Below are 25,199 nucleotides of genomic sequence, written 5' to 3'. Positions count from 1 at the left end.
CCGCCGCGGTTGGATGGGGCTACGGCCCAGAGTTTAACCTGCGCTGCCGCGCGGGCAGCCTTTCGCCGGTTGCGTTGCAGACGGTTTCGCCGATGCTCTGTCGGGATAGCCCTGCACGCCGCGTGCCTGGAACGCGATCGCCGGGGTGGGTTCGGCGCGTTTCGCGGCTGCCCGTATGCCGTAGGTGTATACGCGCGCAGCGCTCGCGCGAGCGACCGTCGCGCAAAAGATATAAGTCGCGCGACATGTCCGGCATGCCATTCATGCGATTGGACACATAGTTCGCTTCACCTACATTTCGACTCAGAAAAGCGTTACCCACACCAACCAATCCACGAGACGAACCTGATGACGGCCGCTTTAGCGGCCGTTTCAGCGCGCTGATAAAGGAGGCACTCATCATGATGGAACCCCAGGCCCTCGCGAATTCCGACGTCGCGAGCGAATCCTTCGACACCGAATCATTCCGCGGTAAGGGCTTTCTCGACCGCTACTTCGACATTTCCGCGCGCGGCAGCACGCAGCGCCAGGAGATCGTCGCGGGCATCACGACCTTCCTCGCGATGGTCTATTCCGTGTTCGTCGTGCCCGGCATGTTCGGCAAGGCAGGCTTCGATACCAGCGCGGTGTTCGTCGCCGTGTGTCTGACCACGGCGTTCGGCTCGCTGCTGATGGGCGTGTGGGCGCGTCTGCCGATCGCGATCGGCTGCGCGATCTCGCTCACCGCGTTCACCGCGTTCGGCCTCGTGCTCGGCAAGGGCCTGCATCCGACCGTTGCGCTCGGCGCGGTGTTCCTGATGGGCGTCGTGTTCACGACGATTTCGGTGACCGGCGTGCGCTCGTGGATTTTGCGCAACCTGCCTGTCGGCATCGCGCACGGCACCGGGATCGGCATCGGCCTGTTCCTGCTGCTGATCGCCGCGAACGACGTCGGGCTCGTGGTCAAGAATCCGGGCGCGGGGCTGCCGGTGTCGCTCGGCAATATTGCGGCGTTGCCGGCGCTGATCTCGGTCGCCGGACTCGCCGCGATCGTCGGGCTCGTGCGGCGGCGCGTGCCGGGCTCGATCCTGATCGTGATCGTCGCGATCTCGGCGATCGGGCTCGCGATCGATCCGGCCGTGGCGTTTCACGGCATCTTCGCGGTGCCGTCGTTGAGCGCGCCGGGGCATGCGTCGCTGATCGGCGCGATGGACGTGAAGGGCGCGCTGTCGATGGCGGTGCTGCCGAGCGTGCTCGCGCTCGTGATGACCGCCGTGTTCGACGCGACCGGCACGATCCGCGCGGTCGCGGGCCAGGCGGGGCAGCTCGACGAAAACGGCCGCATCATCAACGGCGGCCGCGCGCTGAGCGCCGATTCGCTGAGCTCGGTCTTCTCGGGCCTGCTCGGCGGCGCGCCGGCGGCCGCGTATATCGAGTCGACGGTCGGCGTCGCGGCGGGCGCGAAGACGGGGATGGCGGCGGCGGTCGTCGGTCTGCTGTTTCTCGTCGTGATGTTCTTCTCGCCGCTCGCCGCGCTGGTGCCTTCGTATGCGACCGCGCCCGCGCTGATGTACGTGGGGCTGCTGATGCTGTCGAACGTCAGCAAGCTGCATATGGACGACATGGTCGACGCGATGGCGGGGCTCGTGTGCGCGGTGTTCATCGTGCTGACCGCGAACATCGTGACCGGCATCATGCTCGGCTTCGCGACGCTCGTGATCGGACGCGTCGTCAGCGGCGAGTATCGCAAGCTCAATGTCGGGACCGTGGCGATCGCAGTCGTGCTGGTCGGGTTTTATGTCGGCGGCTGGGCGATCTGAGTTTCGTTGCGGCTCCTTGACTTTCGCGTCAGCGTCTCTAAACCTTAACCTTGAGGTCAAGCCCTGCATCCGCAGGAAAGGAGACGCAGATGGAACCGCAACATCGCATCGGCAGCCGGGAAGAGTGGCTCGCCGCGAGCCGCGCGCTGCTCGCCGACGAAAAAGCGCATATGCGCGCCGGCGACGAACTCGCGCGCAAGCGCCGCGAATTGCCGTGGGTCAAGGTCGACAAGGTTTATACGTTCGATACGCCGGAAGGCCGCAAGACGCTCGCGGAGCTGTTCGACGGCCGCAGCCAGCTGATCGTTTATCACTTCATGCTGGGCCCGGACTGGGAAGAGGGGTGCGTCGGCTGCTCGTTTCTGTCGGACCATATGAGCGGCATTCTCACGCATCTGGTCCATCACGACGTCAGCTATGTGACGGTATCGCACGCCCCGCTCGAGAAGATCGACGCGTTCAAACGGCGCATGGGGTGGACCTTTCCGTGGGTGTCGTCGAGCGGCAGCGATTTCAATTTCGACTACCACGTGTCGTTCACGCCGGAGCAGCTGGCGAGTAAAAAGGCGTTCTACAACTTCACCGAGCAGGACGTCGGCATCGACGAGCAGCACGGCCACAGCGTGTTCTACAAGGACGCAAACGGCGACGTGTATCACACGTACTCATGCTACGCACGCGGCGACGAGCGCTTCGTGAACACCTACGCGCTTCTGGACATCGCGCCGAAAGGCCGCAACGAGAACAGTAATCTGACCGACTGGGTCAGGCATCACGACCGCTACGACGACCACGCGCGCGCGGCTTGCCCGGCGTGCGGATCGTACACGGTGTGAAGCGGTGAAACGGTGAAGCGGGTCGACGAAGGGGGCGAGGGGCGCGCGCCGCGCTAGCTGGCGCGGCGCCTCTGTGCTGCACGAGCGCTGCATCAGTTCGCTACAGCGCCATCTCGAAGGCGGGTCTGAGGAACATTTCCATCGCCATCACGATGAGGCTCATCGCCGCGGCCGCGAGCGTCAGCACGCCGTATTCGTCGTAGCGCGTGTCGTACAGACACGCGACGACGAACAGAATCGCCATCAGGTTGGTCAGCCAGTCGAAGTTCAGCGCGAAGCTCATCGGTCGAATCGGGGCGTGTGTGCGACGGTGGAATCGCACCGTCAGGTGCCCGCGATTTTATCGAAAGGAGCTTACGGATTCGCAACGACCGCGCTTACACAGCTTACGTTGCGCGGCGCGCAAAGCCGCGTCAAACGGTGCTTTGCGGCCCCGTCATGTCGCGTTCGATCCATTCGATCACGGACGTGCGCCGCGGTTGCCAGCCGAGCAGTTTGCGCGCGCGTTCGCCGCGCACGCGGCTGTTCGAGCCAAGACCGTACGAGGCCATTTCGTAGCCCCATTCCTGTTTCGCGTCTTCGAGCGGCCAGTCCTGTGGCGCGCCGAGCTTCATCGCGCGTGCGATCGCGGCGCTCATGTCGCGGAACGACGCTTCGCCGCTTTCGACGAAATAGAACGTGCCGGCAGGGGTTTTATCGAGTGCGAGGCGATACAGCTCGGCGACGTCGTCGATATGCACGTTCGACCAGACGTTGCCGCCGCTGCCCACATGACGCACGACGCCGCTTTTCTGCGCCTGGCGCACGAGTCGCGGCAACTGCACGCTCGCGCTGCCGGCCACCGCGCCGTGACCGTAAATCAGCGTGTTGCACAGCACGGCCGAGCGCACGTTGCGTTGCGCGGCGTCGAGCACCAGTTGATCGATCGCGACGCGCGCGGCCTTGTCGGCGGTCGGGGTGGGCAGCGCGTCTTCGTGATATATGCGTGCTTCACCCGCTTCGCCGCCCGACGCATCGCCGACGATGCTCGACCCGCTCGTGTGCAGGAATACCTTGCCCGAACCGGCGAGTCCGTCGATCAGCGCGCGTACCGCGCCTTCGTGATCGCTGCTCGCGGCGTTGATCACCGCGTCGGCCGCTTGCGCTTCGGCGATCAGCAACGCTCGGTCGTCGAGCGTGCCGAGCACGGGCTCGATGCCGAGCCGCTGCAACTCGCCGCTGTGTTCGGGTTTGCGAATCAGCCCGCGCACCTGATGGCCGGCGCGCGCCAGATGCGCCGCGATCGAGCCGCCGATAAAACCGCTTGCGCCAGTAACGAAAATCTTCAAGACGTTCTCCTGAGGGAAATGCCAAGACCGCAATCTCTTGCATGGGATCGGAGTAAGCGCTAAAGCGCCAACTCCGATCGACAGGCACGCAGTATCGCTCGCGCGGATTCTCGCAAAAAGCGTGTTAGTCTCAAATCAATCTTGATCTGAAATCAACAATGAAAACCTCCACCGACGAATTGCTGGTGTTTGTCACCGTGATCGACAGCGGCTCGATTACCGCGGCGGCCGAGAAGCTGGGGCAGACCGTCTCCGGCGTGAGCCGCGCGCTCACGCGCCTCGAGCAGAAGCTCGACACCGCGCTCGTGCGGCGCACGACGCGGCGTCTGCATCTGACCGAGGAAGGCGACGCGTTCCTGCGGCGCGCCCGCGCGATCCTCGACGCGCTCGAAGAGGCCGAGGAGTCGGTCGCGCGCGGGCGGCAACGGCCGTCGGGGCGCTTGCGCGTCGATGCGGCGTCGCCGTTCATGCTGCATTGCGTGGCGCCGCATATGACCGCGTTTTCGGCGCTGTATCCGGAGATCCGGCTCGAATTGACCAGCAACGAGCGGATCGTCGATCTGCTCGAACAGAAGGTCGACATCGCGATTCGCATCGGCGCGCTGCAGGATTCGACGCTGCATGCGCGCGCGCTCGGCGAGAGCAGGCTGCGCGTGCTCGCGAGCCCGGCGTATCTGGCCGAGCACGGCGAGCCGACCACGCTCGACGCGCTGCACGCGCATCGGCTGATCGGCTTTACGGCGCCGGAGCATTTGAATCGCTGGCCGTTGCGCGAAGGGGGCACGGGAACGAAGCGCGCCAAGGGGCAGCGGGACGAAGCCGCGCTGCTGAAGATCGAACCGTCGATCACCGCATCGAGCGGCGAAACCTTGCGGCAACTGGCGCTGTCCGGCTGGGGCGTCGCCTGTCTGGCCGACTTCATGACCGCCGGCGACGTGCGCGAAAACCGCCTCGTGCCGATTCTCGGCAACCTGCTCGTCGATGAACGGCAGCCGGTGCATGCGGTGTACTACCAGAGCGCATCGCTCGCGGGGCGCGTGCAGTGCTTTCTGGATTTCATCGCGGCGCGGGTCAAGCTCTGATCCGCGTCGCAGAGCCTTCTGTCCTATAACCCAGATATCGGCGGAGCCGGCGTGTCCGGCTTCCCGCGCAGCGAGAGCGCGCCAATTTTGGCCAGATGGCGACCCGCGCCGCGAAGGTGTATATACAACTGTGGGCTAAATCACGGCGGCCACGCCGACCCATGCGTCCAGGACCTGCCGCCTACGACCTGCCGCCAAACCCGCCGCGCTCCCGCCGAGTCACGTGCCAAATAATGGAAATCCCCAGGCACGAAATCTCGAAAAACAAGTTGTATATACAAGACCCGCCGGCTAGACTTATTTGAACTTGTATAGACAGGACGACAACCATGATTCTGAAGCCCGGCTACCTGACCCTCCCGCAACTGCGCCAGATCGCGCGTGAGCAGTTCACCCTGCAACTCGATCCCGCGAGCCATGCCGCCATCGACGCGTGCGCGCAGGCCGTCGCCGACATCACCGCCAGGGGCGAGCCGGCTTATGGCATCAATACCGGCTTCGGCCGCCTCGCCAGCACGCACATTCCGCGCGATCAGCTCGAACTGCTGCAACGCAATCTGGTGCTGTCGCACGCGGTCGGCGTCGGCGAGCCGATGTCGCGCCCGGTCGTGCGTCTGTTGATCGCGCTGAAGCTGTCGAGCCTCGGCCGCGGCCACTCGGGCATCCGCCGCGAAGTGATGGAGGCGCTGATCGCGCTGTTCAACGCCGACGTGCTGCCGGTGATCCCGGTCAAGGGCTCGGTCGGCGCATCGGGCGACCTCGCGCCGCTCGCGCATATGTCGGCGACCCTGCTCGGCGTCGGCGAAGTGTTCGCGAAGGGCGAGCGCATGCCGGCCACCGAAGGCCTCGCGCTCGTCGGTCTGAAGCCGCTGACGCTGCAGGCGAAGGAGGGGCTCGCGCTGCTGAACGGCACCCAGGCTTCGACCGCGCTCGCGCTGTACAACATGTTCGCGATCGAAGACTTGTACCGCACGGCGCTCGTCGCCGGCGCGCTGTCGGTGGATGCGGCGATGGGCTCGGTCAAGCCGTTCGACGCGCGCATCCACGAACTGCGCGGCCATCGAGGCCAGATCGACGCGGCCGCGGCGTATCGTTCGCTGCTGCAAGGCTCGGCGATCAACGTGTCGCACGCCGATTGCGACAAGGTGCAGGACCCGTACAGCCTGCGCTGCCAGCCGCAGGTGATGGGCGCGTGTCTGGACCAGATGCGTCAGGCCGCCGAAACGCTGCTGAAGGAAGCGAACGCGGTCTCCGACAATCCGCTGATTTTCCCGGACACCGGCGAAGTGCTGTCGGGCGGCAACTTCCACGCCGAGCCGGTCGCGTTCGCGGCCGACAACCTGGCGCTCGCCGTGGCGGAAATCGGCGCGCTCGCCGAACGCCGCATCGCGCTGCTGATCGACGCGACGCTGTCGGGCCTGCCGCCGTTCCTCGTCAAGGATGGCGGCGTGAACTCCGGCTTCATGATCGCGCACGTGACGGCCGCCGCGCTCGCATCGGAAAACAAGACGCTCGCGCATCCGGCTTCGGTCGATTCGCTGCCTACGTCCGCGAACCAGGAAGACCACGTGTCGATGGCGACGTTCGCCGCGCGCAAGCTCGGCGATATCGCCGACAACACCGCGAACATCCTGTCGATCGAACTGCTCGCCGCCGCCCAGGGTGTCGATCTGCGCGCGCCGCACAAGACCAGCCCAAGCCTGCAGAAGGTGATGGACCTCGTGCGCAAGGACGTCGCGCACTACGAGCTCGATCACTACTTCGCGCCGGATATCGCGGCGGTCACGAAGCTCGTGCAGGCCGGCGCGGTCGCGAAGCTGAGCCCGTTCTCGTTCGCGTCGGAACAATGAGTCGTCGAGAGCGCGGATCACACCGATGAACGCACCTGCTTATCAGGGCATCAAGGACTTCATCCTCGCGCGCATTCATGCGGGCGAGTGGGCCGAAGGCGACCAGGTGCCCTCCGAAAACGAGCTTGCGCGCGAATTCAGCGTCGCGCGCATGACGGTCAACCGCGCGTTGCGCGAGTTGACCTCGGAGCAGGTGCTGACACGTGTACAAGGCTCGGGCACTTTCGTCGCCCGTCCCAAGTACGAGTCGACCCTGGTGGCGATCCGCAGCATCTCCGATGAAATCGTTGCGCGCGGTCATCGCTATCAGGCGAGGGTGCTGAACATCGGCGCCAGCATCGCCGATGCAGCGCTCGCCGAAGAGATGCAGGTGAGCGCGGGCAGCCCCGTGTTTCATTCGCGCCTGCTGCATTTCGAAAACGAGGAGCCGGTGCAGCTCGAGGAACGCTGGGTCAATCCGGCCGTCGCACCCGAATACGCGCTGCAGGACTTCACGAACACCACGCCCAACCAGTACCTCGTGCGCGTCGCGCCGCTGCAGCGCGTCGAGTACCGCATCGAGGCGCTCGCCGCCGACGAGATCACGCGCGAGCTGTTGAACATGAGTGAACGCGAGCCGTGTCTCGTGCTGCACCGGCGCACGTGGTCGCAAGGCGAGGTCGCCTCGATCGCGAATCTGTGGCATCCGGGCACCCGTTACCGCTTCACTGGGCATTTCTGAATTCGCTTTTTCGTCTTCGCCGAATCTTTATCGAACCTCTTCACGCATTATTGGGGACACCATGAACAATCCGAAACACGTCGATCCGCGTCTCGATCCGACTCGCACGATCCGCGCACCGCACGGCGCGGAAAAGACCTGCAAGACCTGGATCGCGGAAGCCGCGTACCGGATGATCCAGAATAATCTGGACCCCGAAGTCGCCGAGCACCCGCACGCGCTCGTCGTGTACGGCGGCATTGGCCGCGCCGCGCGCAACTGGGATTGCTTCGATCAGATCCTCGCGTCGCTGAAGGACCTGAACGAAGACGAAACGCTGCTGATTCAGTCGGGCAAGCCGGTCGGCGTGTTCCGCACCCATGCGGACGCGCCGCGCGTGCTGCTCGCGAACTCGAACCTCGTGCCGCACTGGGCGACGTGGGAACACTTTCACGAACTCGACCGCAAGGGCCTGATGATGTACGGCCAGATGACCGCCGGCAGCTGGATCTACATCGGCAGCCAGGGCATCGTCCAGGGCACCTACGAGACCTTCTTCGCGGTCGCGAACCAGCACTTCAACGGTGACCCGAAGGGCCGCTGGATTCTGACCGGCGGTCTCGGCGGCATGGGCGGCGCGCAGCCGCTCGCGGCGACGATGGCGGGCTTCTCGATGATCGCGGTCGAATGCGACGAGACGCGCATCGACTTCCGTCTGAAGACGCGCTACGTCGACAAGAAGGCGAAGACGCTCGACGAGGCGCTCGCGATGCTCGACGAAGCGAAGCGCGCCGGCAAGCCGATCTCGGTTGGCCTGCTCGGCAATGCCGCCGACGTGTTCGCCGAGTGCGTCGCGCGCGGCATCACGCCGGACTGCGTGACCGACCAGACGAGCGCGCACGATCCGATTCACGGCTACCTGCCGCAGGGCTGGACGGTCGGAGACTGGCGCGAGCGCATGAAGACCGCGCCGGAAAGCATCGTCACGCCGGCCAGGCAGTCGATGGCCACGCAGGTGCAGGCGATGCTGACGCTGCAGGAACGCGGCGCGGCAACGCTCGACTACGGCAACAACATTCGCCAGATGGCGCTCGAAATGGGCGTGGAAAACGCGTTCGACTTTCCGGGCTTCGTGCCGGCGTATATCCGGCCGCTGTTCTGCGAAGGCAAGGGCCCGTTCCGCTGGGTCGCGCTGTCGGGCGATCCCGAGGACATCTACAAGACCGATGCGAAGGTGAAGGAACTGATCCCCGACGATCCGCATCTGCACAACTGGCTCGACATGGCGCGCGAGCGCATCGCGTTCCAGGGTCTGCCGGCGCGGATCTGCTGGGTCGGCGTGAAGGATCGCTATCGTCTCGGCCAGGCGTTCAACGAAATGGTCAGGAACGGCGAGCTGAAGGCGCCGATCGTGATCGGCCGCGATCACCTCGATACCGGTTCGGTCGCGAGCCCGAACCGCGAAACCGAATCGATGAAGGACGGCTCGGACGCGGTCAGCGACTGGCCGTTGCTGAACGCGCTGCTGAACACGGCGGGCGGTGCGTCGTGGGTGTCATTGCATCACGGCGGCGGCGTCGGCATGGGCTTCTCGCAGCACGCGGGCGTCGTGATCGTCGCGGACGGCACGCAAGCCGCGCACCAGCGCCTCGGCCGCGTGCTGTTGAACGATCCGGCCACCGGCGTGATGCGTCACGCGGATGCGGGCTATGAACTCGCGCAGCAGACGGCGCGCGAGGCCGGTCTCAATCTGCCGATGCTGGGCCGCTGATCGTGACCATGGCCAACCACGCGGGCGGCATGGCAGGCGTCACGCTGATTCGCGGCGCCGACCTCGTGGCGGCGCCGTGGAAAAACGGCGGCGGGTTCACGCGTGAGGTCGCGGCGTTTCCGTCGCACGGCGGCGGGCAGCGCGCGGCGAGCGCCGACTTCGTGTGGCGCGTGAGCGTCGCCGATGTCGCGCAGGCGGGACCGTTCTCGCGCTTCGACGGCGTCGACCGGACGCTGGTGTTGCTGTCTGGCGCGGGCATGCTGCTCGATGAGCTGGGCGACGCGGGCGTCGCCTCGACGCATGCGTTGCGGCAGCCGCTCGACATCGCGCGCTTCGATGGCGCGACGCGCATCGACGCGCGGCTCGTCGACGGCGCAACGCGCGACTTCAACCTGATGGTGCGGCGCGACGTGGCGCAGGGCGAGTTGGACGTGTGGCGCACTGGCACGCAGCAGGATGCGCCGCGCGTGCTCGACGGCGACGTGGCGCTGCTGTTTTGCGCGGGCGGCGCGGTCACGGTCGGACTGGCGGCGGACCACGCGCAAGCCGTGCGGCTCGACACCGGCGACACGCTACGCGTCGATGGGCCGAACGCGCTCACTTGCACGCTGACGGGCGACGGCGCGGTGCTCGCGATCACGATCCGCTACACGCGATGACGAATCAACCGTGATAGGGCCTCACATGCGCTCCATCGCGGACAACCCATCCACAGACACGCAACGAGCGGCAAAGAGCACGCGATGAAGCAAACCGTCTGGCATCACCTGAATTTGTGCCCGCAGGGCGATCCTCGCCACACGCTCGCCGATGCCGCGATTGCGGTCGACGGCGGCCGTATCGCGTGGCTCGGCGCTTTCGCCGATTTACCCACGCCCTATGCCGCATGGCCGCACGAAGATCTGCGCGGCGCATGGGTGACGCCGGGCCTGATCGATTGCCATACGCACCTCGTGTACGGCGGCCAGCGCGCCGACGAATTCGCGCAGCGGCTCGCGGGCGTCAGCTACGAAGCAATCGCGCGACAGGGCGGCGGCATCGTGTCGACGGTGCGCGCGACGCGCGCCGCGGACGAAGCGTCGCTGTTCACGCAAGCGGCCGCGCGGCTCGAACCGCTGCTCGCCGAAGGCGTGACGGCGATCGAAATCAAATCGGGCTACGGCCTCGATCTCGCGAGCGAGCGCAAGATGCTGCGCGTCGCGCGTCAGCTCGGCGAGCGCTATCCGGTCACGGTCTATACGACGTTTCTCGGCGCGCACGCGTTGCCGCCCGAATTCGCGGGCCGAGCGGACGCGTATATCGACGAAGTCTGCAACACGATGCTGCCCGCGCTCGCGGACGAAGGCCTCGTCGATGCGGTCGACGTGTTCTGCGAGCGCATCGGTTTTTCGCTGGAACAGAGCGAGCGCGTGTTCAACGCGGCCGCGCGCTACGAGCTGCCGGTCAAGATGCACGCCGAGCAGTTGTCGAACGGCGGCGGCACCGCGCTCGCGGCACGGCATCGCGCGCTATCGGCGGATCACCTGGAGTTTCTCGACGAAGCCGGCGTCGCCGCGATGAAGGAAGCGGGCACCGTCGCGGTGCTGCTGCCGGGCGCGTACTACTTCATCCGCGAGACCCAGTTGCCGCCGCTCGAACTGCTGCGGCGCTACGAGGTGCCGATCGCGATCTCGACCGACAGCAACCCGGGCACCTCACCGGCGACTTCGTTGCTGCTGATGATGAACATGGCGAGCACGCTGTTTCGCATGACCGTGCCCGAGGTGCTGCAAGGCGTCACCACGCAGGCTGCGCGCGCGCTCGGCAAGAGCGATCGGCACGGTGCGCTGCAGGTCGGTCGCGCGGCCGACTTCGCGGTGTGGTCGGTCGATTCGCTGGCGGAGCTCGCTTACTGGATTGGCCGGCCGCTGTGCGCGCGCGTCGTGCGCGCGGGCGAAACCGTTTATACGCGGCGCGAGTCGCGTGTGACCTGAACTAGAACCTGAGAGATGACGCAATCCAATCAATCGCTGTTCGCCGCTGACGCGTATCTGCCTGAGGGCTGGCGCCGCAACGTGCTGCTCGAATGGGACGCTCACGGCACGCTGAGCGCGGTCACGACGGATCAACCCGAGGCGCCGGCGGGTGTGCCGAAGGCGGCGGGCCCGCTGATGCCAGGCATGCCGAATCTTCACTCGCACGCGTTTCAGCGCGCGATGGCGGGGCTCACCGAATATCGCGCCAATGCGACGGATAACTTCTGGTCGTGGCGCGACCTGATGTATCGCTTTGCCGCGCGCATCACGCCGGAAGGCCTCGCGAGCGTCGCGCAGTGGCTCTACATCGAGATGCTGAAGGCGGGCTATACGTCGGTGTGCGAGTTCCACTACGTGCACCACGCGCAGGACGGCCAGCGCTACGCGAATCAGGCCGAGCTTGCGCAACGCGTGGTGGACGCGGCATCGGCGAGCGGGATCGGCATCACGATGCTGCCGGTGCTGTATCAGTACAGCGGCTTCGGCGCGCGCGCGCCGCGCGACGATCAGCGGCGCTTCATCAATACGCCTGAGAGCCTGCTCGATCTGCTCGGCACGCTACGCGCCGCGCGCCCCGAACATGCGGCGCTGCGTTACGGCGTGGCGCCGCATTCGCTGCGCGCGGTATCGGAGGCGTCGCTGCGCACGTTGCTCGGCGGCATCGACGCAACCGTGCCTGTCCACATCCATATCGCCGAACAGACCGCCGAGGTCGACGCGTGCCTCGAAACCGAAGGCACGCGGCCGGTGCAATGGCTGCTCGATCGTTTCGATGTGGACAGCCGCTGGTGTCTCGTGCACGCGACCCACGTCGATGCGAACGAAACGCTCGCGCTCGCGAAGAGCGGCGCGGTCGCGGGTTTGTGTCTGACCACCGAGGCCAATCTCGGCGACGGCATTTTTCCCGCGCAAGACTATCTCGACGCGCACGGCCGCATCGGCGTCGGCTCGGATAGCCATGTCGGCGTCGATTGGCGCGCCGAGTTGCGTCTGCTCGAATACGGCCAGCGTCTGACGCGCCGGCAGCGCAACGTGCTGGCGTCGGCGCAAGCTCCGCATGTCGCGGATCGTCTGTACGCGGCCGCGCTCGACGGCGGCGCGCGTGCGACCGGCCGCGCGGTCGGCGCGTTGCAGCCGGGCCATCGCGCGGACTGGCTCGTGCTCGACGCCGACCATACGAGCATCGCCGGGCATGAGCGCGAGGCGTGGCTGTCAGGCGTCGTATTCTGCGAGCACGGCGATACGCCGATCCGCGACGTCTACGCGGGCGGCGTCAAGGTCGTCGACGATCGCCGGCATCGCGACGAAGAGGGCGCCTATGCGCGCTATCGCGCGGCGCTCGTGGAACTGCTCAAATAACGGCCATGACCCGCCGAACTGATTCTCCGATCCCACTGATTCCGGACTGACATGACTGCTTCGAACCTCACGCCGGTTTTCTCGCTGCATCAGGGAAGCCTGCCGCTGCTGATCTCGATCCCGCATCTGGGCACGCAAATCCCCGCCGACATCGCCGTGACGATGACACCGGTCGCGCAACGCACCGACGATTGCGACTGGCATCTCGATCGCCTGTATGCATTCGCGAAGCGCCTCGGCGCGTCGATCCTGACGCCGACCTACGCGCGCTACGTGGTCGACCTGAACCGTCCGCCCGACGGCGCGAACCTGTACCCGGGGCAGGACACTACGGGTCTGCTGCCGGTCGACACGTTCGACAGGGAGCCGCTCTATCGCGACGGCCATCTGCCCGACGACGCCGAAATCACGCGCCGTCGCGACGCTTACTGGAAGCCGTATCACGACGCGCTGACCGGCGAGCTCGCGGCGCTGAAGGCGAAGCACGGCAAGGTGCTGCTGTGGGAAGCGCATTCGATCCGCTCGCGCGTGCCGCGGTTTTTCGACGGACGTCTGCCGGATTTCAACTTCGGCACGTCGAACGGTGCGAGCGCCGCGCCGGGCCTGGCTGACGAACTGGCCGCGCTGGTCGGGCGTCACGGCGGCTACACGGCGATCGCGAATGGCCGCTTCAAGGGCGGCTATATCACGCGGCAATACGGGCAGCCCGAGCAGGGCGTGCATGCGGTGCAACTCGAGCTGTCGCAGATCACCTACATGGAAGAGCGCCTGCCTTATGCATACGATGAAGACCTCGCCGCGAAGGTCGCGCCACTGCTCGAAGCGCTGGTAACGACGGCTCTCGCTCGCGTGAAATCCGCCTGAAGCTTGTATTCCTTTCTCACCACGCGGATCACGATTGCTGCAGGAACGCGCGGCATCGCGGTCCGCGTCGGCCTGCATCGGTCAGCGTATCGCGAAGGTGTAACAGCATGTGTCCGTGATTGCGTGCCGGCGCGTTCATATGGAATGGTTTGAGCGTCGAGCGCGCACAGCGTATCGTGCGCCGGCTGTTTCAAGACGCGGCGCGTCATGAAAAAAAGCCCCGCGAAAACGGGGCTTTTTGATGTGCACCGCGTCCATCGGACACGGTTTCACCGCCATTAGTGGCAGCGCTTTTCCCAATGATGATGCACGTGCACCTTATGGCACTCGTGGTGATGCTCATCGGCCTGAGCGGGGACGATCGCGCTCAGCGTGGCAACGGCTGCGGCGATGGCGAGAACGATTTTCTTCATTACAAAACCCTTAAGTCAGTGTTGTGGAGCAAGCCATGCGGCACGACGCGTGCCGCATCGGCGTGTAAGCATGCCACATCAAGCGGCCGCGGATAGGACCGGCGCGCGAATACGTGTGTCAATGCAACATGCGATGTGTCGTCAGCCCTGTTTTAACGCGCTTTGCGCTGAATTGGCCGGTGCGTACCGTGTCAAATGTGTACCTTCGACATCTGGGCCCCACCGCACGCAAAGCGGCATAGCGGCATTGCACGCGACACCGCGAGACGACGACCCTTTCAAAACGATGACATGCGCGACGCGGTCATCGATTCATCAGGCGAAAAGATGGAAGACCCAGCGATGGAAGATTCCGACGAATTGCTGCTGCCAGTCTGGCGCGCGAACCTGGTGTTGCTGACCAGCGAGGTCGGCGCCGCGAGCCGGCTCGCGCGCATGATGACGTTTTCCGCGAGCTACCTGAAGCTGATGCTGTCCGGGCAACGCGAATTCAGCGAGGAATTCGTGCGCGGCGTCGAGGCCGTCACCGGTTTGCCGGGCGGCTGGATGAACGTGCCGCACACCGGTCACGAGATTCCGGCGAATGCGCGCGAGGCGATCGACAACGAGCAGCCGCTCGCGCGCTTTCGGGGCACCGCGCATCCGGTGCGCAAGAAGACGGTGTTGCGGCCCGAGCCGATTTTTGGGCAGCCGCCGCCCGCGCGACGCCTCGAGGAAGAAACGCTCGATGTCGAAGCGCACCGCCGTCACGCGCATTTTCGCAAGGTGCGCGATCTCGCGACGCAGGAAGTGCGGCGCTTCGAGCGGCATCTGCTGCACGCGCCGGTGGAGCTCGCATCGATGCGCGCGAAGGTCGAGGACGTAATGGCCGCGGCCGAACTCGATGACCGCATTCAAGCCGACCTGGAGGGCCGGCTTGAACAGATCGACAAGCACCGGCACATGCTGCTGCGGCACGTGGAAAAACTGCAGGCGCTGCTGAGCCAGCTCGACGACGGCGAGTGAAGACGATCGACGCCGGCCGCTGCGTCGCGGGTGCGCCGGTGACTTCAATGCCGCTCGAGCTCGACGCGGCAACGCCGACCCCGGCCCGAAACACACGGGTCGGCGATGTGCTACAACGACGACACGAACCTGTCCGAGGTGGATCTTGGGGAACGTCGTCGTCACGTTGGCGCACACGTCGATCGCGATGATCGGGCTCGCGTGCCGCGTGCGCCGCGTGCGCGCCGCGGCGTTGCTTGCCGCGCTATCCGCCGCGAGCGGCATCGTCTTGCCCCTTTGCGTGGCAGCCGGCGAAATCGCCACCTCCACCAACGAACGTGCCCCTGCGACGATCGAGCGCGACGTCCATTTGTTCGTGATCCAGAAGGACGGTTCCATCGAGGAACACGACGACACGCTGATGCGCGCGGACACGGCCAGCGGCGTCGACGAGATCGCGCAACGCTATGTGTGGTTCAACAAGGACATCGAGCAGGTGCAACTGCTGGCCGCCGAAACGATCGACCCCGACGGCACCGCGCATGCGGTCGGTCCCGAGGCGATCCGCGACGTGCAGGAGCCGCGCTCGTCCGGCGCGCCGAGCTTCGAGGACGGTGTGTTGCGCACCGTGATCTTCCCCGGCGTCACGATCGGCTCGCGCGTGCACCTGGAATTTCGCAAGACCCGCGCGAAGCCGCTGCAAGCGGGCACCTTCGCCTATCTGGTCGAGCCGTCGCTCGAGCCCGTCGACGAGCAGCGTCTGATCTTCGATCTTCCCGTCGACGTGCCGCTCTATGCGGATGCGCGCGGCTACGTCGCGATGCCGCCCGTCACCGCGAACGGCCGCACGCGCTACGAGTTCGACTACCGGCACGGCCCCTATGCGCGGCTCGAAGCGGGCGCGGTCGGCTACGCGAACTGGGGCGACCGGCTGATGGTGTCGACGGTGCCGGACTTCGCGAGCTTCGCCGCGCGCTATCGCGGTCCCGCCGAGAACGACGCGACCCGCGACGATCCCGCGATCATCGGTCTCGCACAGCAACTGACGGCCGGCCTTACCGATCCTCGCGACAAAGCCCGCGCGCTGTACGACTGGATGCGTCTGAACATCCGCTACGTCGCGCTTTTTCTCGGCGAGACGGCGGCGATTCCGCACAAGGCGGCCGACATCCTGCGCAACCGCTATGGCGACTGCAAGGACCACGTCGCGCTATACGGCGCGCTGCTCGCGGCCGTCGGCATTCGCAGCGAGCCGGTGCTGCTCAATCTCGGTCCGTACTACACGTTGCCCGAGGTCCCCGGCTACGGCGCGAGCGCGATCAATCACGCGATCATCTGGATTCCCGAGCTGGCGCAATTCGCGGATACGACGGCGGGCGGCACCGCGTTCGGCTATCTGCCTGGCGGCGTCATGGACCGGCCGGTGCTGCTCGTCGACGACGGCGTGCTCGCGCGCACGCCGGCCACTCAACGGCGCGAACGCAAGGCGCGCGTGCAGATCGACATCGACGAAAACGGCACCGCACATTATGCGTACCGCGTCGAGGATCAGGGCTATACCGCGGAGCTCGAACGCAACACGTTCCGCCGCGCGACGCGCCAGGGCGCGCAGCAGCTTGCCGCCAGGCGTCTGCTGCAAACGGGCTTGCACGGCTCCGCGCAATTGCAGACCGACGACGTCGCCGTGACCGGCGGTCCGTTCGCGACGACGATGCAGGGCAGCGTGCCGCATCTGATCTGGCCGGACGGCACGACCGCCGTGCGGGCGCTCACGAGCCTCGCCGGCGGCATGGGCTCGCAGGTCGAGGCGTGGCTCGCGGAGCCCGTCAGAACGCAGCCGTGGGCGTGCATCGGCGGGGAGTTCGATGAAACGCTGGAAATGAGCTTGCCGCGCTTCGTGCGCGTGACCGACCTGCCGACCGACAGCACGGTCGAGGACCCGTTGCTCACGTTTGCGTCGCACTACGTCTTCGATCCGGCGACGCGCACGTTGCAGCTCAACCGGCATCTGCGCGCCGCGTTCGGCCATCAGATGTGTACGCCAAACGAATTCGCGGCGATTCGCGACGACCTCGTGCGCATCGAGCGCGATCTCGATGCCGAGGTGGTCGTCCGGGCGGCGAGCGCGCGGCGGTAGCGCGCCCCGCGCCGGCCACGCGCCGGGCAGGGCCGCGACGATCTACTGGACGTGGAGCTTAGGTGCCGCTCTTCGTCACGACCGGCACCCACGCGCCGTTCTTCACCTGATACAGCGTCGACGCGCCGCTCTTCAACGCGCCGGTGCTGTCGAACGAGATCTTGCCGGTCACGCCGTCGTAGTCGATCGACTTGAGCGCCGGACGGTACACGTTCGGCGAGTCGGATCTGGCCTGCTGCATCGCCTTGATCGCGACCCACGCGCCGTCGTAGCCGAACGGCGCATAGGACAGCACGTCCGCGCCGAAGCGCTTCTTGAACTTCGCGTTGAAGTCCTTGCCACCCGGCAGTTGCGCGAGCGGGCGGCCGTATTCCCAGGCCATCGCGCCGTCGGACGCATCGCCCGCGAGCTTGATGAAGTCCTCGTCCATCACGCCGCCGCCGCCGACCAGCTGTGCGTTCAGGCCGAGCTGCTTCATGCGCCGCGCGAAGCCCGCCGCCTGGCTGTCGAGGCCGGCGAAGAACACGAGGTCCGCATTGGCGCCCTTGAACTTGGTGATCTGCGTGCTGAAGTCGACCGCGTGGTTGTCGGTGTAGTCGCGCGCGACGATGTTGCCGCCGTGCGCCTTCACGGCCTTCTCGAACTCGTCGGCTTCGCCCTGGCCGAACGCGGTGCGATCGTCGATGATCGCGATGCGCCTGGCCTTCGTCACCTCGACGGCATAGGCGCCCGCATTGCCGGCGTTCTGCGCGTCGGTCGAAATCACCATGAAGGTGTTCGCGAAGCCGCGGCCCGTGATGATCGGATTCGTCGCGGCGGGATCGAGCACCGGAATGCCAGCCTGCTCGTAGACCTGCGAGGCCGGGATCGTCGTGCCCGAGTTGAAGTGGCCGACGACCACCGCGACGCCCGAGTCGACCAGCTTCTGCGCGGCCTGCACGCCGACGCGCGGGTCGGCCTGGTCGTCCTGCGAGACGATCTCGAAGTGCGCGACCTTGTCGCCGATCTTGATCTTCTGCGCGTTGGCTTCGTCGATCGCGAGCCGCACACCGTTTTCCAGATCCTTGCCGTAGCCGGCATTGGCGCCCGTCAGCGGCGCGGCAAAACCGATCTTGACCGGCAGGTCGTCGGCGAAACTGGCAACAGGCGCGACGGCAAACATCGCACCCACGAGCATGGCCAGCGGTTTCAGCGTGTTGCGAAGACTCATGGTCTCTCCTTGCATCGACGGTTGTTATGAAAGCGGTACGACAGCAAAGCGGTACGACACGTGAGGCCGAGGCAAACCCTCGCGCATCGCAAGACTACGAAGGATCGCTCGCCGCTCACAATGCTGGAATACGCGCACTGGCGTTGAGCCTCGCAGCGTGTTCGCGACGTCAATCTGGGGCGAATATAGAAAGCCAAATTGCCGTCGTCTTGGCAATTCGTGGCGTTTTGGATGAGCATTTCGGCATAGGCCGCAACAGGTGCATGTGGTGCACATGGAGCGTGCGTCAGGCATGCAAGCTGGCTTGCCGTGCGAAGGTCCGCCTGGGCTGCGGATTACGGCATATGCTTAAGAAGCCGGCGCGAGCGCGCCGGCCGGTGTTGCGGTATTGCGTTGTCGGAGGAGATTCGAGCCTTTTGCCTAGCGCTCGCCTTGCTGGCGCAGCAGCTCTTCACGCAGACGCAAAAGCGGCGCCTTCGTGTCTTCGTCGGCCCACGTGTCGAGATCGTCGATCGCGCGCTGGCAGCCGTCGAGCACCACGTCGAGATCGACCGGCACACCGTTGTTCAGCGCGAATCCGATCGTCTCGGCGAACTGCTGGCAGTCGTCCTCGCCGTACGAGATGTCGAGATTGTCGGCGATGATTTCGGCGATGTTGCTGCGTGCCTTGTCGTCGGCCGTCACCATGTCGACGATGCCGCGCGCGACGGCGGCCGAGTAGTAGAGCGCGATATCGAGCCATTGCGCGGGATCGAAGTCGGGCTGGTCGAACTGGTTCTCGAAGAACTCGATCGCTTCCTGTTCGTGCGCTTCGTCCGCGTCGACGCTGATGCACAACTGCTCAAAAAATTCTTCCCGCTCGCTGCGGATATGACCGTCCATCGAATGCCTCGTCTGCTGAATGCCGGATGCTGAAAATGCCGTGGCGCGAGGGCGCAAGCCCTGGTCCACGCGGCACGCATTATAGGACGGCCGCCAGCAGGGTGCTGGCGAGGGCGCTCGGCAACGAGCGACGTGCCTAAGTCATCTAAGCCGTCTCCGCGACCCACGCATCGAACCACTCGCGCGGCTGGGCGATTTCGTTTTGCATCGCCACCAGTTCGAGTTCATAGCGTCCGGCCTGCCAGGTCGCCTTGACGACCGCGTTGACCGCGGCGAGCGTGTGCTCGAAGGCCGAGCGGATCGAATCGCCGAGCAGCGTGCGCGCGACGAAGACCGCGCTCGTCAGATCGCCGACGCCGACCGGCTGGCGCGCGAACGGATAGAGCGGACGCTGTCCCATCCACGCTTCGCGCTCGGTGACGACGAGCATGTTGAAGCGGTCGGCGGGGCTGTTGCGATCGAGCAGATGCTTGACGAGCACGAGCTTCGGCCCACGCGCGAGCAGCTCGCGGCACGCGGTGACGGCTTCCTCGAACGTCTCGATCTCGCGACCGACGAGGCGCTGCAATTCGATGTGATTCGGCGCGATCCCGTCGGCGACTTGCGGCATTTCTTTCACGAGGAATTCCTGGATGCCGGGCTCGACCTTGTAGCCGCCCGTGGCGCCCATCACCGGATCGCAAAAGTACCAAGCGCGGGGATTGGCCGCCTTCACGGCCTTGACGATGTCAATCACCGCCTGCGCCTGTTCCTTCGTGCCGAGATAGCCGGAGAGCACTGCGTCGCAGCGCGGCAGCATGCCGATCGCGCCGATGCTGTCGACGAGATCTTCCATCTGCGATGCGTCGATCGCGCTGCCGCTCCAATGCCCGTATTGCGTGTGATTCGAGAGCTGCACGGTGTTGAGCGGCCACACGTTGACGCCGAGCCGGCACATCGGAAACACGGCCGCGCTGTTGCCGGCGTGACCGAACACGACATGGGACTGGATGCTCAGAACGTTTTTCGTCATGGTAAGGCTCGCGCAACCGGTCATGCGCGATCAACAAAACACTGGAAGGGGAGGCTCGCGCGGGCGGCCCGATGGCCCGGGCGCCGTGCGGCAGACATGCCTGATACAGATGGTGCAGGAAAAACCCACGAACTGCATGGCCGGCAAGTCAGCAAACGATACAGGAGTTTGACAGCCGCGAGTTGATCCGTCCCCGTGCTGTTGCGCCGAACCATCAAACGCGCGTGAAGATTAACGAAACCTGACAGTTCAGCGTGCGGCCGGATGCTTCAGACGAGCTCGCGATACAAGGCCAGATAGCGGTCGGCCGACGCGCCCCAGCCGAAGTCCTGGCGCATCGCGCGCCGCTGCGTGGCCTTCCATTCGGTGCGGCGTCCGTACAGCGCGAACGCGCGGCGGATCGCCGAGGCGAGTCCCTTCGGATCGAAGCGTTCGAACACGAAGCCGGTGGCGAAATCGTCGGCGAGGTTTTCGAGCGATGCGTCGGCGACCGTATCCGCGAGACCGCCGATGCAGTGCACGAGCGGCAGCGACCCGTAGGCGAGCGCATAGAGCTGGGTGAGCCCGCACGGCTCGAAGCGCGACGGCACCGCGACCACGTCGCTGCCGGCGATGATCGTATGCGCGAGGGTTTCGTCGAAGCCGAGCTCGACCGCGACCGATTCCGGATGCGCCTGCGCGACCATCCTGAGGCCATTCTCGAGCGCCGGATCGCCGGTGCCGAACACGACCAGTTGCCCGCCGCGCTTGACGATCTCGGGCACCGCGCCGAGCAGCAGATCGAGGCCTTTCTGCTCGGTCAGCCGGCTCACCACGCCGAACAGCAGCGCGTCGCTTCTCTGCGCGAGGCCGAAGCGCTTTTGCAGCGCTTCCTTGCAGGCGAGCTTGCCCGCCAGTCTCGACGCGCTGTAGTGCGTCGAGAGCAGCGTATCGGTGGCGGGATTCCACACCGTGTAGTCGACGCCGTTCAGGATGCCGCTCAGATCGTGTGCACGATGGCGCAACAGTGCATCGAGCCCGCCGCCGTGCGCGAGCGTCTGGATTTCGCGCGCATAGGTCGGGCTGACGGTCGTGATGCGCTCGGCGTAGTAGAGCCCCGCCTTCAGGAACGACAGCTGACCATAAAACTCGACGCCGTGCATGTTGAAGAAATCGTGCGGCAGGCCGAGCAGGCCGAACTGATGCGCGGGAAAAATCCCCTGGTAGGCGAGGTTGTGGATCGTGAACACGCTGCGCGCGGGCGCGCGGCCGTGCTCGCGTTCGGCGGCCTTCAGGTAGGCGGGCGCGAGCCCCGCGTGCCAGTCGTGCGCGTGGACGATCTGCGGCGACCACGTCGGGTCCGTTTGCTGTGCGAGTTGCGCGGCGACCCAGCCGAGCAGCGCGAAGCGCTGCGCGTTGTCGCCGTACGGCACGTGTTCGTCGTTCAGATACGGGTTGCCGGGGCGATCGTACAGCGACGCGGCGCGGATCACGTAGACGGCGAGCCCGTTGGTGGGCAGCGTGCCGCGTTCGAGCGTCACGTTCGGCGCGCCGAAGCGGCTGCCCAGTTGCGCGACCGGCTGCAGATCGCGCAGGCCGGCGAGCACGGCCGGAAAGCCCGGCAGCAGCACGCGCACGTCGGCGCCGCGCTCGATCAGCGCGGACGGCAGCGCGCCCGCGACGTCGGCGAGACCGCCCGTTTTGAGGAGGGGATACAGCTCGCTTGCGACGTGCAGGGCGCGAATCGTCATAGGCCGGGTCTCTGTCGGGGTGGCAGGGTTGCTCGGGGTCGGCAAATAGTCAGCGGTGGTTCGGGCGAAGCCGGGTGAAGCAAGGTGAAGCCAGGCGACGCCTGGCCGGCGGCGCGTGGCCGCCGGCGCGGGCAGGCGGCGGGCGCGCTACTACGGATGCTCGCGCAACGCCTCCTGCGTGACCAGCACGACGCCTTCGTCGGTGCGATAGAAGCGCTCGGCGTCGCGCGCCGGGTCTTCGCCGATCACCGTGCCTTCCGGAATCGTGCAGCCACGGTCGATCACGACCTTCTGCAGGCGGCAACTCGCGCCGACCGTGACCTGCGGCAATAACACTGCCTCATTGATATTACAGAACGAACTCACTTTCACGTTCGATGACAGCACCGAGCGCGAAATCTGCGAGCCCGAGATCACGCAGCCGCCGCAGACGATCAGATTGGTTCCCGAGCCCTGCAGCCCCTTCATGTCGCGTACGAACTTCGCGGGCGGCAACTGCTCCTGGTATGTCCAGATCGGCCATGACTCGTCGTACAGGTCGAGCGTCGGTATCGTCGACGCGAGATCGAGGTTCGCGGCCCAGTACGCGTCGATCGTGCCGACGTCGCGCCAGTACGGCTCGACGCTCGGGTCCGACGACACGCACGACATGCTGAACGGATGCGCGATCGCCACGCCCTGCGTGACGACGCGCGGCAGGATGTCCTTGCCGAAGTCGTGATCGGTATCGATCGCGGCGATGTTCTCTTCGAGCTGCGTGTACAGGTAGTCGGCGCTGAACACGTAGATGCCCATGCTCGCGAGCGCCGTGTCGGGGCGACCGGGTATCGCAGGCGGGTCGGCCGGTTTTTCGACGAAGCCGGTCACGTGGCGATTTTCGTCGACCGCCATCACGCCGAACGCGACCGCTTCCATGCGCGGCACCTCGATGCAGCCGACCGTGCAGTCGGCGCCGCTGTCCGCGTGATCGGCGATCATGCGCGTGTAGTCCATCTTGTAGATGTGGTCGCCCGCGAGCACGACCACGTACTTCGGGCGGATCGAGCGGATGATGTCGAGGTTCTGGAACACCGCGTCGGCGGTGCCGCGATACCAGTGCGCGCCTTCGACGCGCTGCTGCGCGGGCCACAGGTCGATGAACTCGCCCATCTCGCCGCGCAGGAAGCTCCAGCCGCGCTGCAGATGCCGCAGCAGCGAATGCGCCTTGTACTGCGTGACCACCGCGATGCGGCGGATGCCGGAATTCAGGCAATTGGACAGCGCGAAGTCGATGATCCGGTATTTGCCGCCGAAGTGCACCGCCGGCTTCACGCGCTTGTTCGTGAGCGGTCCGAGCCGGGTACCGCGTCCGCCGGCGAGGACGATCGCGAGGGTAGTGCGCTGTAAGTCGTTCAGCCGTGCCGGAGTATTCATATTTGTCTCCTGTCGATCGGAGTGAGCCCTTCAGCACTCGCTCCGACCGCATGCAAGATGGTTGCTTGATTGATATACCCCCGGGGATGATCTGGTCGCTTCCTCTGCGCTGATGATTCGGGCTGCCTGGCAGTCGTGCCGCATTGCCGTTCTTCGCTGCCTGTTTTCGCGGGTCCGTCCGTCAGTTCTAGCACCGATTGGACGCGAGCGAATAATCTTTATTGCGGGGGCCGCGTGGCGGACCATCCTCAAACGATCGCCTGTTACGGCGCGCTTTTCGGTGCGGCGCAACACATTGGCCATGAGGTCGTGTCCGGACGATGCTTGAGCCCAGAACGCGCAATATGCATGCCACATCTCCGCGGCCGCGTGCCGTGTCCGCAGTGCGCGACTGGCGGCGGAGTTCGGCGGCGCATCGTAGAATCGTGCGCTCCCTGCCTCGTGCATCCCTATTGCGTTTTTTGCAGAGCATCCCGATGAACCTTCACCGCCCATTCCTGCTTGCCCTGTCGAGTGTCTGCGCCTGCGCCATGTTGTGCGCGGCGTCTGTCGCGGAGGCCGCCACGCCGGCGGGCGTGCCGGTCAGCGAGGCGAGCCCGGCCGTCGCGAGCGCCGCGGCCGCGTCTTCGCTCGACGATTCCGGCCCGGCCTACGGTCCGGAGCTGCAGGGCTTCAGCTACCCGGCGCCGGTCGAACGTTTCGAATTCACCTCGCAGGGCGTGCCTTTGCAGATGGCCTACATGGACGTGAAGCCCGCGCATGCGAACGGCCGCACCGTGGTGTTGCTGCACGGCAAGAATTTCTGTTCGGCGACGTGGGACGCGACGATTCGCCGGCTGAGCGATGCCGGCTATCGCGTGATCGCACCGGACCAGATCGGCTTTTGCAAATCGAGCAAGCCCGAGCATTACCAGTACAGCTTCCAGCAACTCGCGCGCAATACGCATGCGCTGCTCGATTCGCTCGGCGTCAGCGAGGTGACGGTGGTCGGCCATTCGACGGGCGGCATGCTCGCCGTCCGCTATGCGCTGATGTATCCGCGCGAAACACAGCAACTGGTGCTCGTGAACCCGATCGGACTCGAGGACTGGAAGGCGAAGGGCGTGCCGTCGCTGTCGGTCGACCAGTGGTATCAGCGGGAGCTGAAGACCACCGCCGACGGCATCCGCCGCTACGAACAGGCGACCTATTACGCGGGGCAATGGCGCGCGGACTACGAACCGTGGGTGCAGATGCTCGCGGGCATGTATCGTGGGCCGGGCAAGCAGATCGTCGCGTGGAATTCCGCGCTGCTCTACGACATGATTTACACCCAGCCGGTGGTGTACGAACTGGGGCAGTTGAGCATGCCGACGCTGTTGCTGATCGGACAGAAGGACACCACCGCGATCGGCAAGGACGCAGCGCCCGCTGCGGTGCGCGCAAAGATCGGTCATTATCCGGAACTGGGCAAGGCGGCCGCGAAGGCGATCCCGCATGCGACGCTGGTCGAATTCGCGGAACTGGGACACGCGCCGCAGATGCAGGACCAGCAGGCGTTTCACAAAGCGCTGCTGGACGGGTTGGCGGCGGTGCCGGGGAACCGGTGAGCATTCAAACGATTTGTTGTCTTCCCACCGAACTCCCAGGTTGTGCACGGCCAGGCTAAAAGGTCTAGGGGCTATTTTTTTCGGCTCTTCGCCGGATTTCCCGGGAGACCGCTCGCGGACCGGGTTTAGTCGGCCACGAGGCGAAAATCGCCAATGTGCAGAGAAGAATACCGTTTGCCCTCCGTTGGGCGAGAGCGCTCCGCGTGCGTTCGATTGCCAAAGACC

21 protein-coding genes are annotated in these 25,199 nt (G+C 65.7%); 13 read left to right on the top strand and 8 right to left on the bottom strand.

Features of this window, described 5'->3' with window-relative positions:
- Positions 1-404: 404 nt before the first annotated feature.
- A complete protein-coding gene (locus OKW30_RS12195) occupies positions 405-1,799 on the top strand; it encodes an NCS2 family permease (protein WP_429347746.1) in 1,395 nt (464 codons plus the stop codon).
- Positions 1,800-1,888: 89 nt separating this feature from the next.
- Positions 1,889-2,635 carry a DUF899 domain-containing protein gene (locus OKW30_RS12190; protein WP_018418562.1) on the top strand — a complete coding sequence of 249 codons (747 nt, stop codon included), beginning with the start codon at positions 1,889-1,891 and terminating at the stop codon, positions 2,633-2,635.
- 100 nt (positions 2,636-2,735) lie between these two features.
- Here OKW30_RS12190 and OKW30_RS12185 read toward each other — a convergent pair whose 3' ends face one another.
- Positions 2,736-2,918 (bottom strand): hypothetical protein, encoded by a 183-nt coding sequence (locus OKW30_RS12185; RefSeq protein WP_018418561.1) that lies wholly within the window; start codon positions 2,916-2,918, stop codon positions 2,736-2,738.
- A 130-nt stretch (positions 2,919-3,048) separates the two neighbouring features.
- On the bottom strand, positions 3,049-3,963 hold the full coding sequence (locus OKW30_RS12180) for an NAD-dependent epimerase/dehydratase family protein (protein ID WP_429346798.1): 915 nt from the start codon (positions 3,961-3,963) through the stop codon (positions 3,049-3,051).
- A gap of 158 nt (positions 3,964-4,121) precedes the next feature.
- Here OKW30_RS12180 and OKW30_RS12175 point away from each other — a divergent pair, with 158 nt between their 5' ends.
- The 8 genes from OKW30_RS12175 to hutG all read left to right on the top strand — a co-directional run bounded on the left by OKW30_RS12175 (position 4,122) and on the right by hutG (position 13,604).
- The gene (locus OKW30_RS12175; protein WP_429346797.1) at positions 4,122-5,045 is read left to right on the top strand and encodes a LysR substrate-binding domain-containing protein; all 924 of its coding nucleotides are present in this window, start codon (positions 4,122-4,124) and stop codon (positions 5,043-5,045) included.
- Between the two features lie 329 nt (positions 5,046-5,374).
- Entirely contained in the window at positions 5,375-6,895 is a 1,521-nt protein-coding gene (gene hutH / locus OKW30_RS12170) for a histidine ammonia-lyase (RefSeq protein WP_184070043.1), read from the top strand.
- Between the two features lie 25 nt (positions 6,896-6,920).
- Positions 6,921-7,616 carry a histidine utilization repressor gene (gene hutC, locus OKW30_RS12165; protein ID WP_090803957.1) on the top strand — a complete coding sequence of 232 codons (696 nt, stop codon included), beginning with the start codon at positions 6,921-6,923 and terminating at the stop codon, positions 7,614-7,616.
- Between the two features lie 61 nt (positions 7,617-7,677).
- The gene (gene hutU, locus OKW30_RS12160; RefSeq protein WP_184070041.1) at positions 7,678-9,366 is read left to right on the top strand and encodes a urocanate hydratase; all 1,689 of its coding nucleotides are present in this window, start codon (positions 7,678-7,680) and stop codon (positions 9,364-9,366) included.
- Positions 9,367-9,374: 8 nt separating this feature from the next.
- Positions 9,375-10,025, top strand: a complete 651-nt coding sequence (locus tag OKW30_RS12155; protein WP_429346796.1) for a HutD/Ves family protein — start codon at positions 9,375-9,377, stop codon at positions 10,023-10,025.
- A gap of 84 nt (positions 10,026-10,109) precedes the next feature.
- Entirely contained in the window at positions 10,110-11,339 is a 1,230-nt protein-coding gene (hutI, locus tag OKW30_RS12150) for an imidazolonepropionase (RefSeq protein ID WP_429346795.1), read from the top strand.
- 15 nt (positions 11,340-11,354) lie between these two features.
- Positions 11,355-12,740, top strand: coding sequence for a formimidoylglutamate deiminase (locus OKW30_RS12145; protein ID WP_429346794.1), 1,386 nt, complete (start codon positions 11,355-11,357; stop codon positions 12,738-12,740).
- Between the two features lie 51 nt (positions 12,741-12,791).
- A complete protein-coding gene (gene hutG / locus OKW30_RS12140; RefSeq protein WP_429346793.1) occupies positions 12,792-13,604 on the top strand; it encodes an N-formylglutamate deformylase in 813 nt (270 codons plus the stop codon).
- Between the two features lie 278 nt (positions 13,605-13,882).
- On the opposite strand, the gene OKW30_RS12135 is transcribed toward hutG, so the two are convergent.
- The gene (locus OKW30_RS12135; protein ID WP_260336532.1) at positions 13,883-14,017 is read right to left on the bottom strand and encodes a hypothetical protein; all 135 of its coding nucleotides are present in this window, start codon (positions 14,015-14,017) and stop codon (positions 13,883-13,885) included.
- 342 nt (positions 14,018-14,359) lie between these two features.
- Between OKW30_RS12135 and OKW30_RS12130 the strand changes: the two genes are divergently transcribed.
- On the top strand, positions 14,360-15,022 hold the full coding sequence (locus tag OKW30_RS12130) for a hypothetical protein (RefSeq protein WP_184032871.1): 663 nt from the start codon (positions 14,360-14,362) through the stop codon (positions 15,020-15,022).
- Between the two features lie 145 nt (positions 15,023-15,167).
- On the top strand, positions 15,168-17,138 hold the full coding sequence (locus OKW30_RS12125; protein WP_429346792.1) for a DUF3857 domain-containing transglutaminase family protein: 1,971 nt from the start codon (positions 15,168-15,170) through the stop codon (positions 17,136-17,138).
- A 58-nt stretch (positions 17,139-17,196) separates the two neighbouring features.
- On the opposite strand, the gene OKW30_RS12120 is transcribed toward OKW30_RS12125, so the two are convergent.
- The 5 genes from OKW30_RS12120 to glgC form a co-directional block, all read right to left on the bottom strand.
- On the bottom strand, positions 17,197-18,348 hold the full coding sequence (locus OKW30_RS12120) for a branched-chain amino acid ABC transporter substrate-binding protein (RefSeq protein WP_184070029.1): 1,152 nt from the start codon (positions 18,346-18,348) through the stop codon (positions 17,197-17,199).
- A gap of 420 nt (positions 18,349-18,768) precedes the next feature.
- Entirely contained in the window at positions 18,769-19,230 is a 462-nt protein-coding gene (locus OKW30_RS12115) for a hypothetical protein (RefSeq protein ID WP_184070027.1), read from the bottom strand.
- 145 nt (positions 19,231-19,375) lie between these two features.
- A complete protein-coding gene (pdxY, locus tag OKW30_RS12110) occupies positions 19,376-20,242 on the bottom strand; it encodes a pyridoxal kinase PdxY (RefSeq protein ID WP_184070025.1) in 867 nt (288 codons plus the stop codon).
- Between the two features lie 269 nt (positions 20,243-20,511).
- On the bottom strand, positions 20,512-21,972 hold the full coding sequence (gene glgA / locus OKW30_RS12105) for a glycogen synthase GlgA (RefSeq protein WP_184070023.1): 1,461 nt from the start codon (positions 21,970-21,972) through the stop codon (positions 20,512-20,514).
- Between the two features lie 150 nt (positions 21,973-22,122).
- Complete coding sequence (gene glgC, locus OKW30_RS12100) at positions 22,123-23,385, bottom strand: glucose-1-phosphate adenylyltransferase (RefSeq protein ID WP_187631227.1); 1,263 nt, start codon at positions 23,383-23,385, stop codon at positions 22,123-22,125.
- 476 nt (positions 23,386-23,861) lie between these two features.
- Between glgC and OKW30_RS12095 the strand changes: the two genes are divergently transcribed.
- A complete protein-coding gene (locus tag OKW30_RS12095) occupies positions 23,862-24,974 on the top strand; it encodes an alpha/beta fold hydrolase (protein ID WP_184070019.1) in 1,113 nt (370 codons plus the stop codon).
- Positions 24,975-25,199: the final 225 nt, after the last annotated feature.

Source organism: Paraburkholderia sp. Clong3, assembly GCF_050436485.1.
GTDB lineage: Bacteria > Pseudomonadota > Gammaproteobacteria > Burkholderiales > Burkholderiaceae > Paraburkholderia > Paraburkholderia tuberum.
This window is presented reverse-complemented; position numbering and strand designations above follow the sequence as displayed.

What these genes read in the sequence shown, in the direction of transcription:
- OKW30_RS12145 (WP_429346794.1), top strand. Translation starts at nt 11,355, where the DNA reads ATGACGCAATCCAATCAATCGCTGTTCGCCGCTGACGCGTATCTGCCT.
- OKW30_RS12120 (WP_184070029.1), bottom strand. Translation starts at nt 18,348, where the DNA reads ATGAGTCTTCGCAACACGCTGAAACCGCTGGCCATGCTCGTGGGTGCG.
- OKW30_RS12190 (WP_018418562.1), top strand. Translation starts at nt 1,889, where the DNA reads ATGGAACCGCAACATCGCATCGGCAGCCGGGAAGAGTGGCTCGCCGCG.
- hutG (WP_429346793.1), top strand. Translation starts at nt 12,792, where the DNA reads ATGACTGCTTCGAACCTCACGCCGGTTTTCTCGCTGCATCAGGGAAGC.
- hutU (WP_184070041.1), top strand. Translation starts at nt 7,678, where the DNA reads ATGAACAATCCGAAACACGTCGATCCGCGTCTCGATCCGACTCGCACG.
- OKW30_RS12095 (WP_184070019.1), top strand. Translation starts at nt 23,862, where the DNA reads ATGAACCTTCACCGCCCATTCCTGCTTGCCCTGTCGAGTGTCTGCGCC.
- OKW30_RS12185 (WP_018418561.1), bottom strand. Translation starts at nt 2,918, where the DNA reads ATGAGCTTCGCGCTGAACTTCGACTGGCTGACCAACCTGATGGCGATT.
- OKW30_RS12175 (WP_429346797.1), top strand. Translation starts at nt 4,122, where the DNA reads ATGAAAACCTCCACCGACGAATTGCTGGTGTTTGTCACCGTGATCGAC.
- hutH (WP_184070043.1), top strand. Translation starts at nt 5,375, where the DNA reads ATGATTCTGAAGCCCGGCTACCTGACCCTCCCGCAACTGCGCCAGATC.
- glgC (WP_187631227.1), bottom strand. Translation starts at nt 23,385, where the DNA reads ATGAATACTCCGGCACGGCTGAACGACTTACAGCGCACTACCCTCGCG.
- OKW30_RS12115 (WP_184070027.1), bottom strand. Translation starts at nt 19,230, where the DNA reads ATGGACGGTCATATCCGCAGCGAGCGGGAAGAATTTTTTGAGCAGTTG.
- OKW30_RS12195 (WP_429347746.1), top strand. Translation starts at nt 405, where the DNA reads ATGGAACCCCAGGCCCTCGCGAATTCCGACGTCGCGAGCGAATCCTTC.
- pdxY (WP_184070025.1), bottom strand. Translation starts at nt 20,242, where the DNA reads ATGACGAAAAACGTTCTGAGCATCCAGTCCCATGTCGTGTTCGGTCAC.
- OKW30_RS12155 (WP_429346796.1), top strand. Translation starts at nt 9,375, where the DNA reads ATGGCCAACCACGCGGGCGGCATGGCAGGCGTCACGCTGATTCGCGGC.
- OKW30_RS12130 (WP_184032871.1), top strand. Translation starts at nt 14,360, where the DNA reads ATGGAAGATTCCGACGAATTGCTGCTGCCAGTCTGGCGCGCGAACCTG.
- hutC (WP_090803957.1), top strand. Translation starts at nt 6,921, where the DNA reads ATGAACGCACCTGCTTATCAGGGCATCAAGGACTTCATCCTCGCGCGC.
- OKW30_RS12135 (WP_260336532.1), bottom strand. Translation starts at nt 14,017, where the DNA reads ATGAAGAAAATCGTTCTCGCCATCGCCGCAGCCGTTGCCACGCTGAGC.
- hutI (WP_429346795.1), top strand. Translation starts at nt 10,110, where the DNA reads ATGAAGCAAACCGTCTGGCATCACCTGAATTTGTGCCCGCAGGGCGAT.
- glgA (WP_184070023.1), bottom strand. Translation starts at nt 21,972, where the DNA reads ATGACGATTCGCGCCCTGCACGTCGCAAGCGAGCTGTATCCCCTCCTC.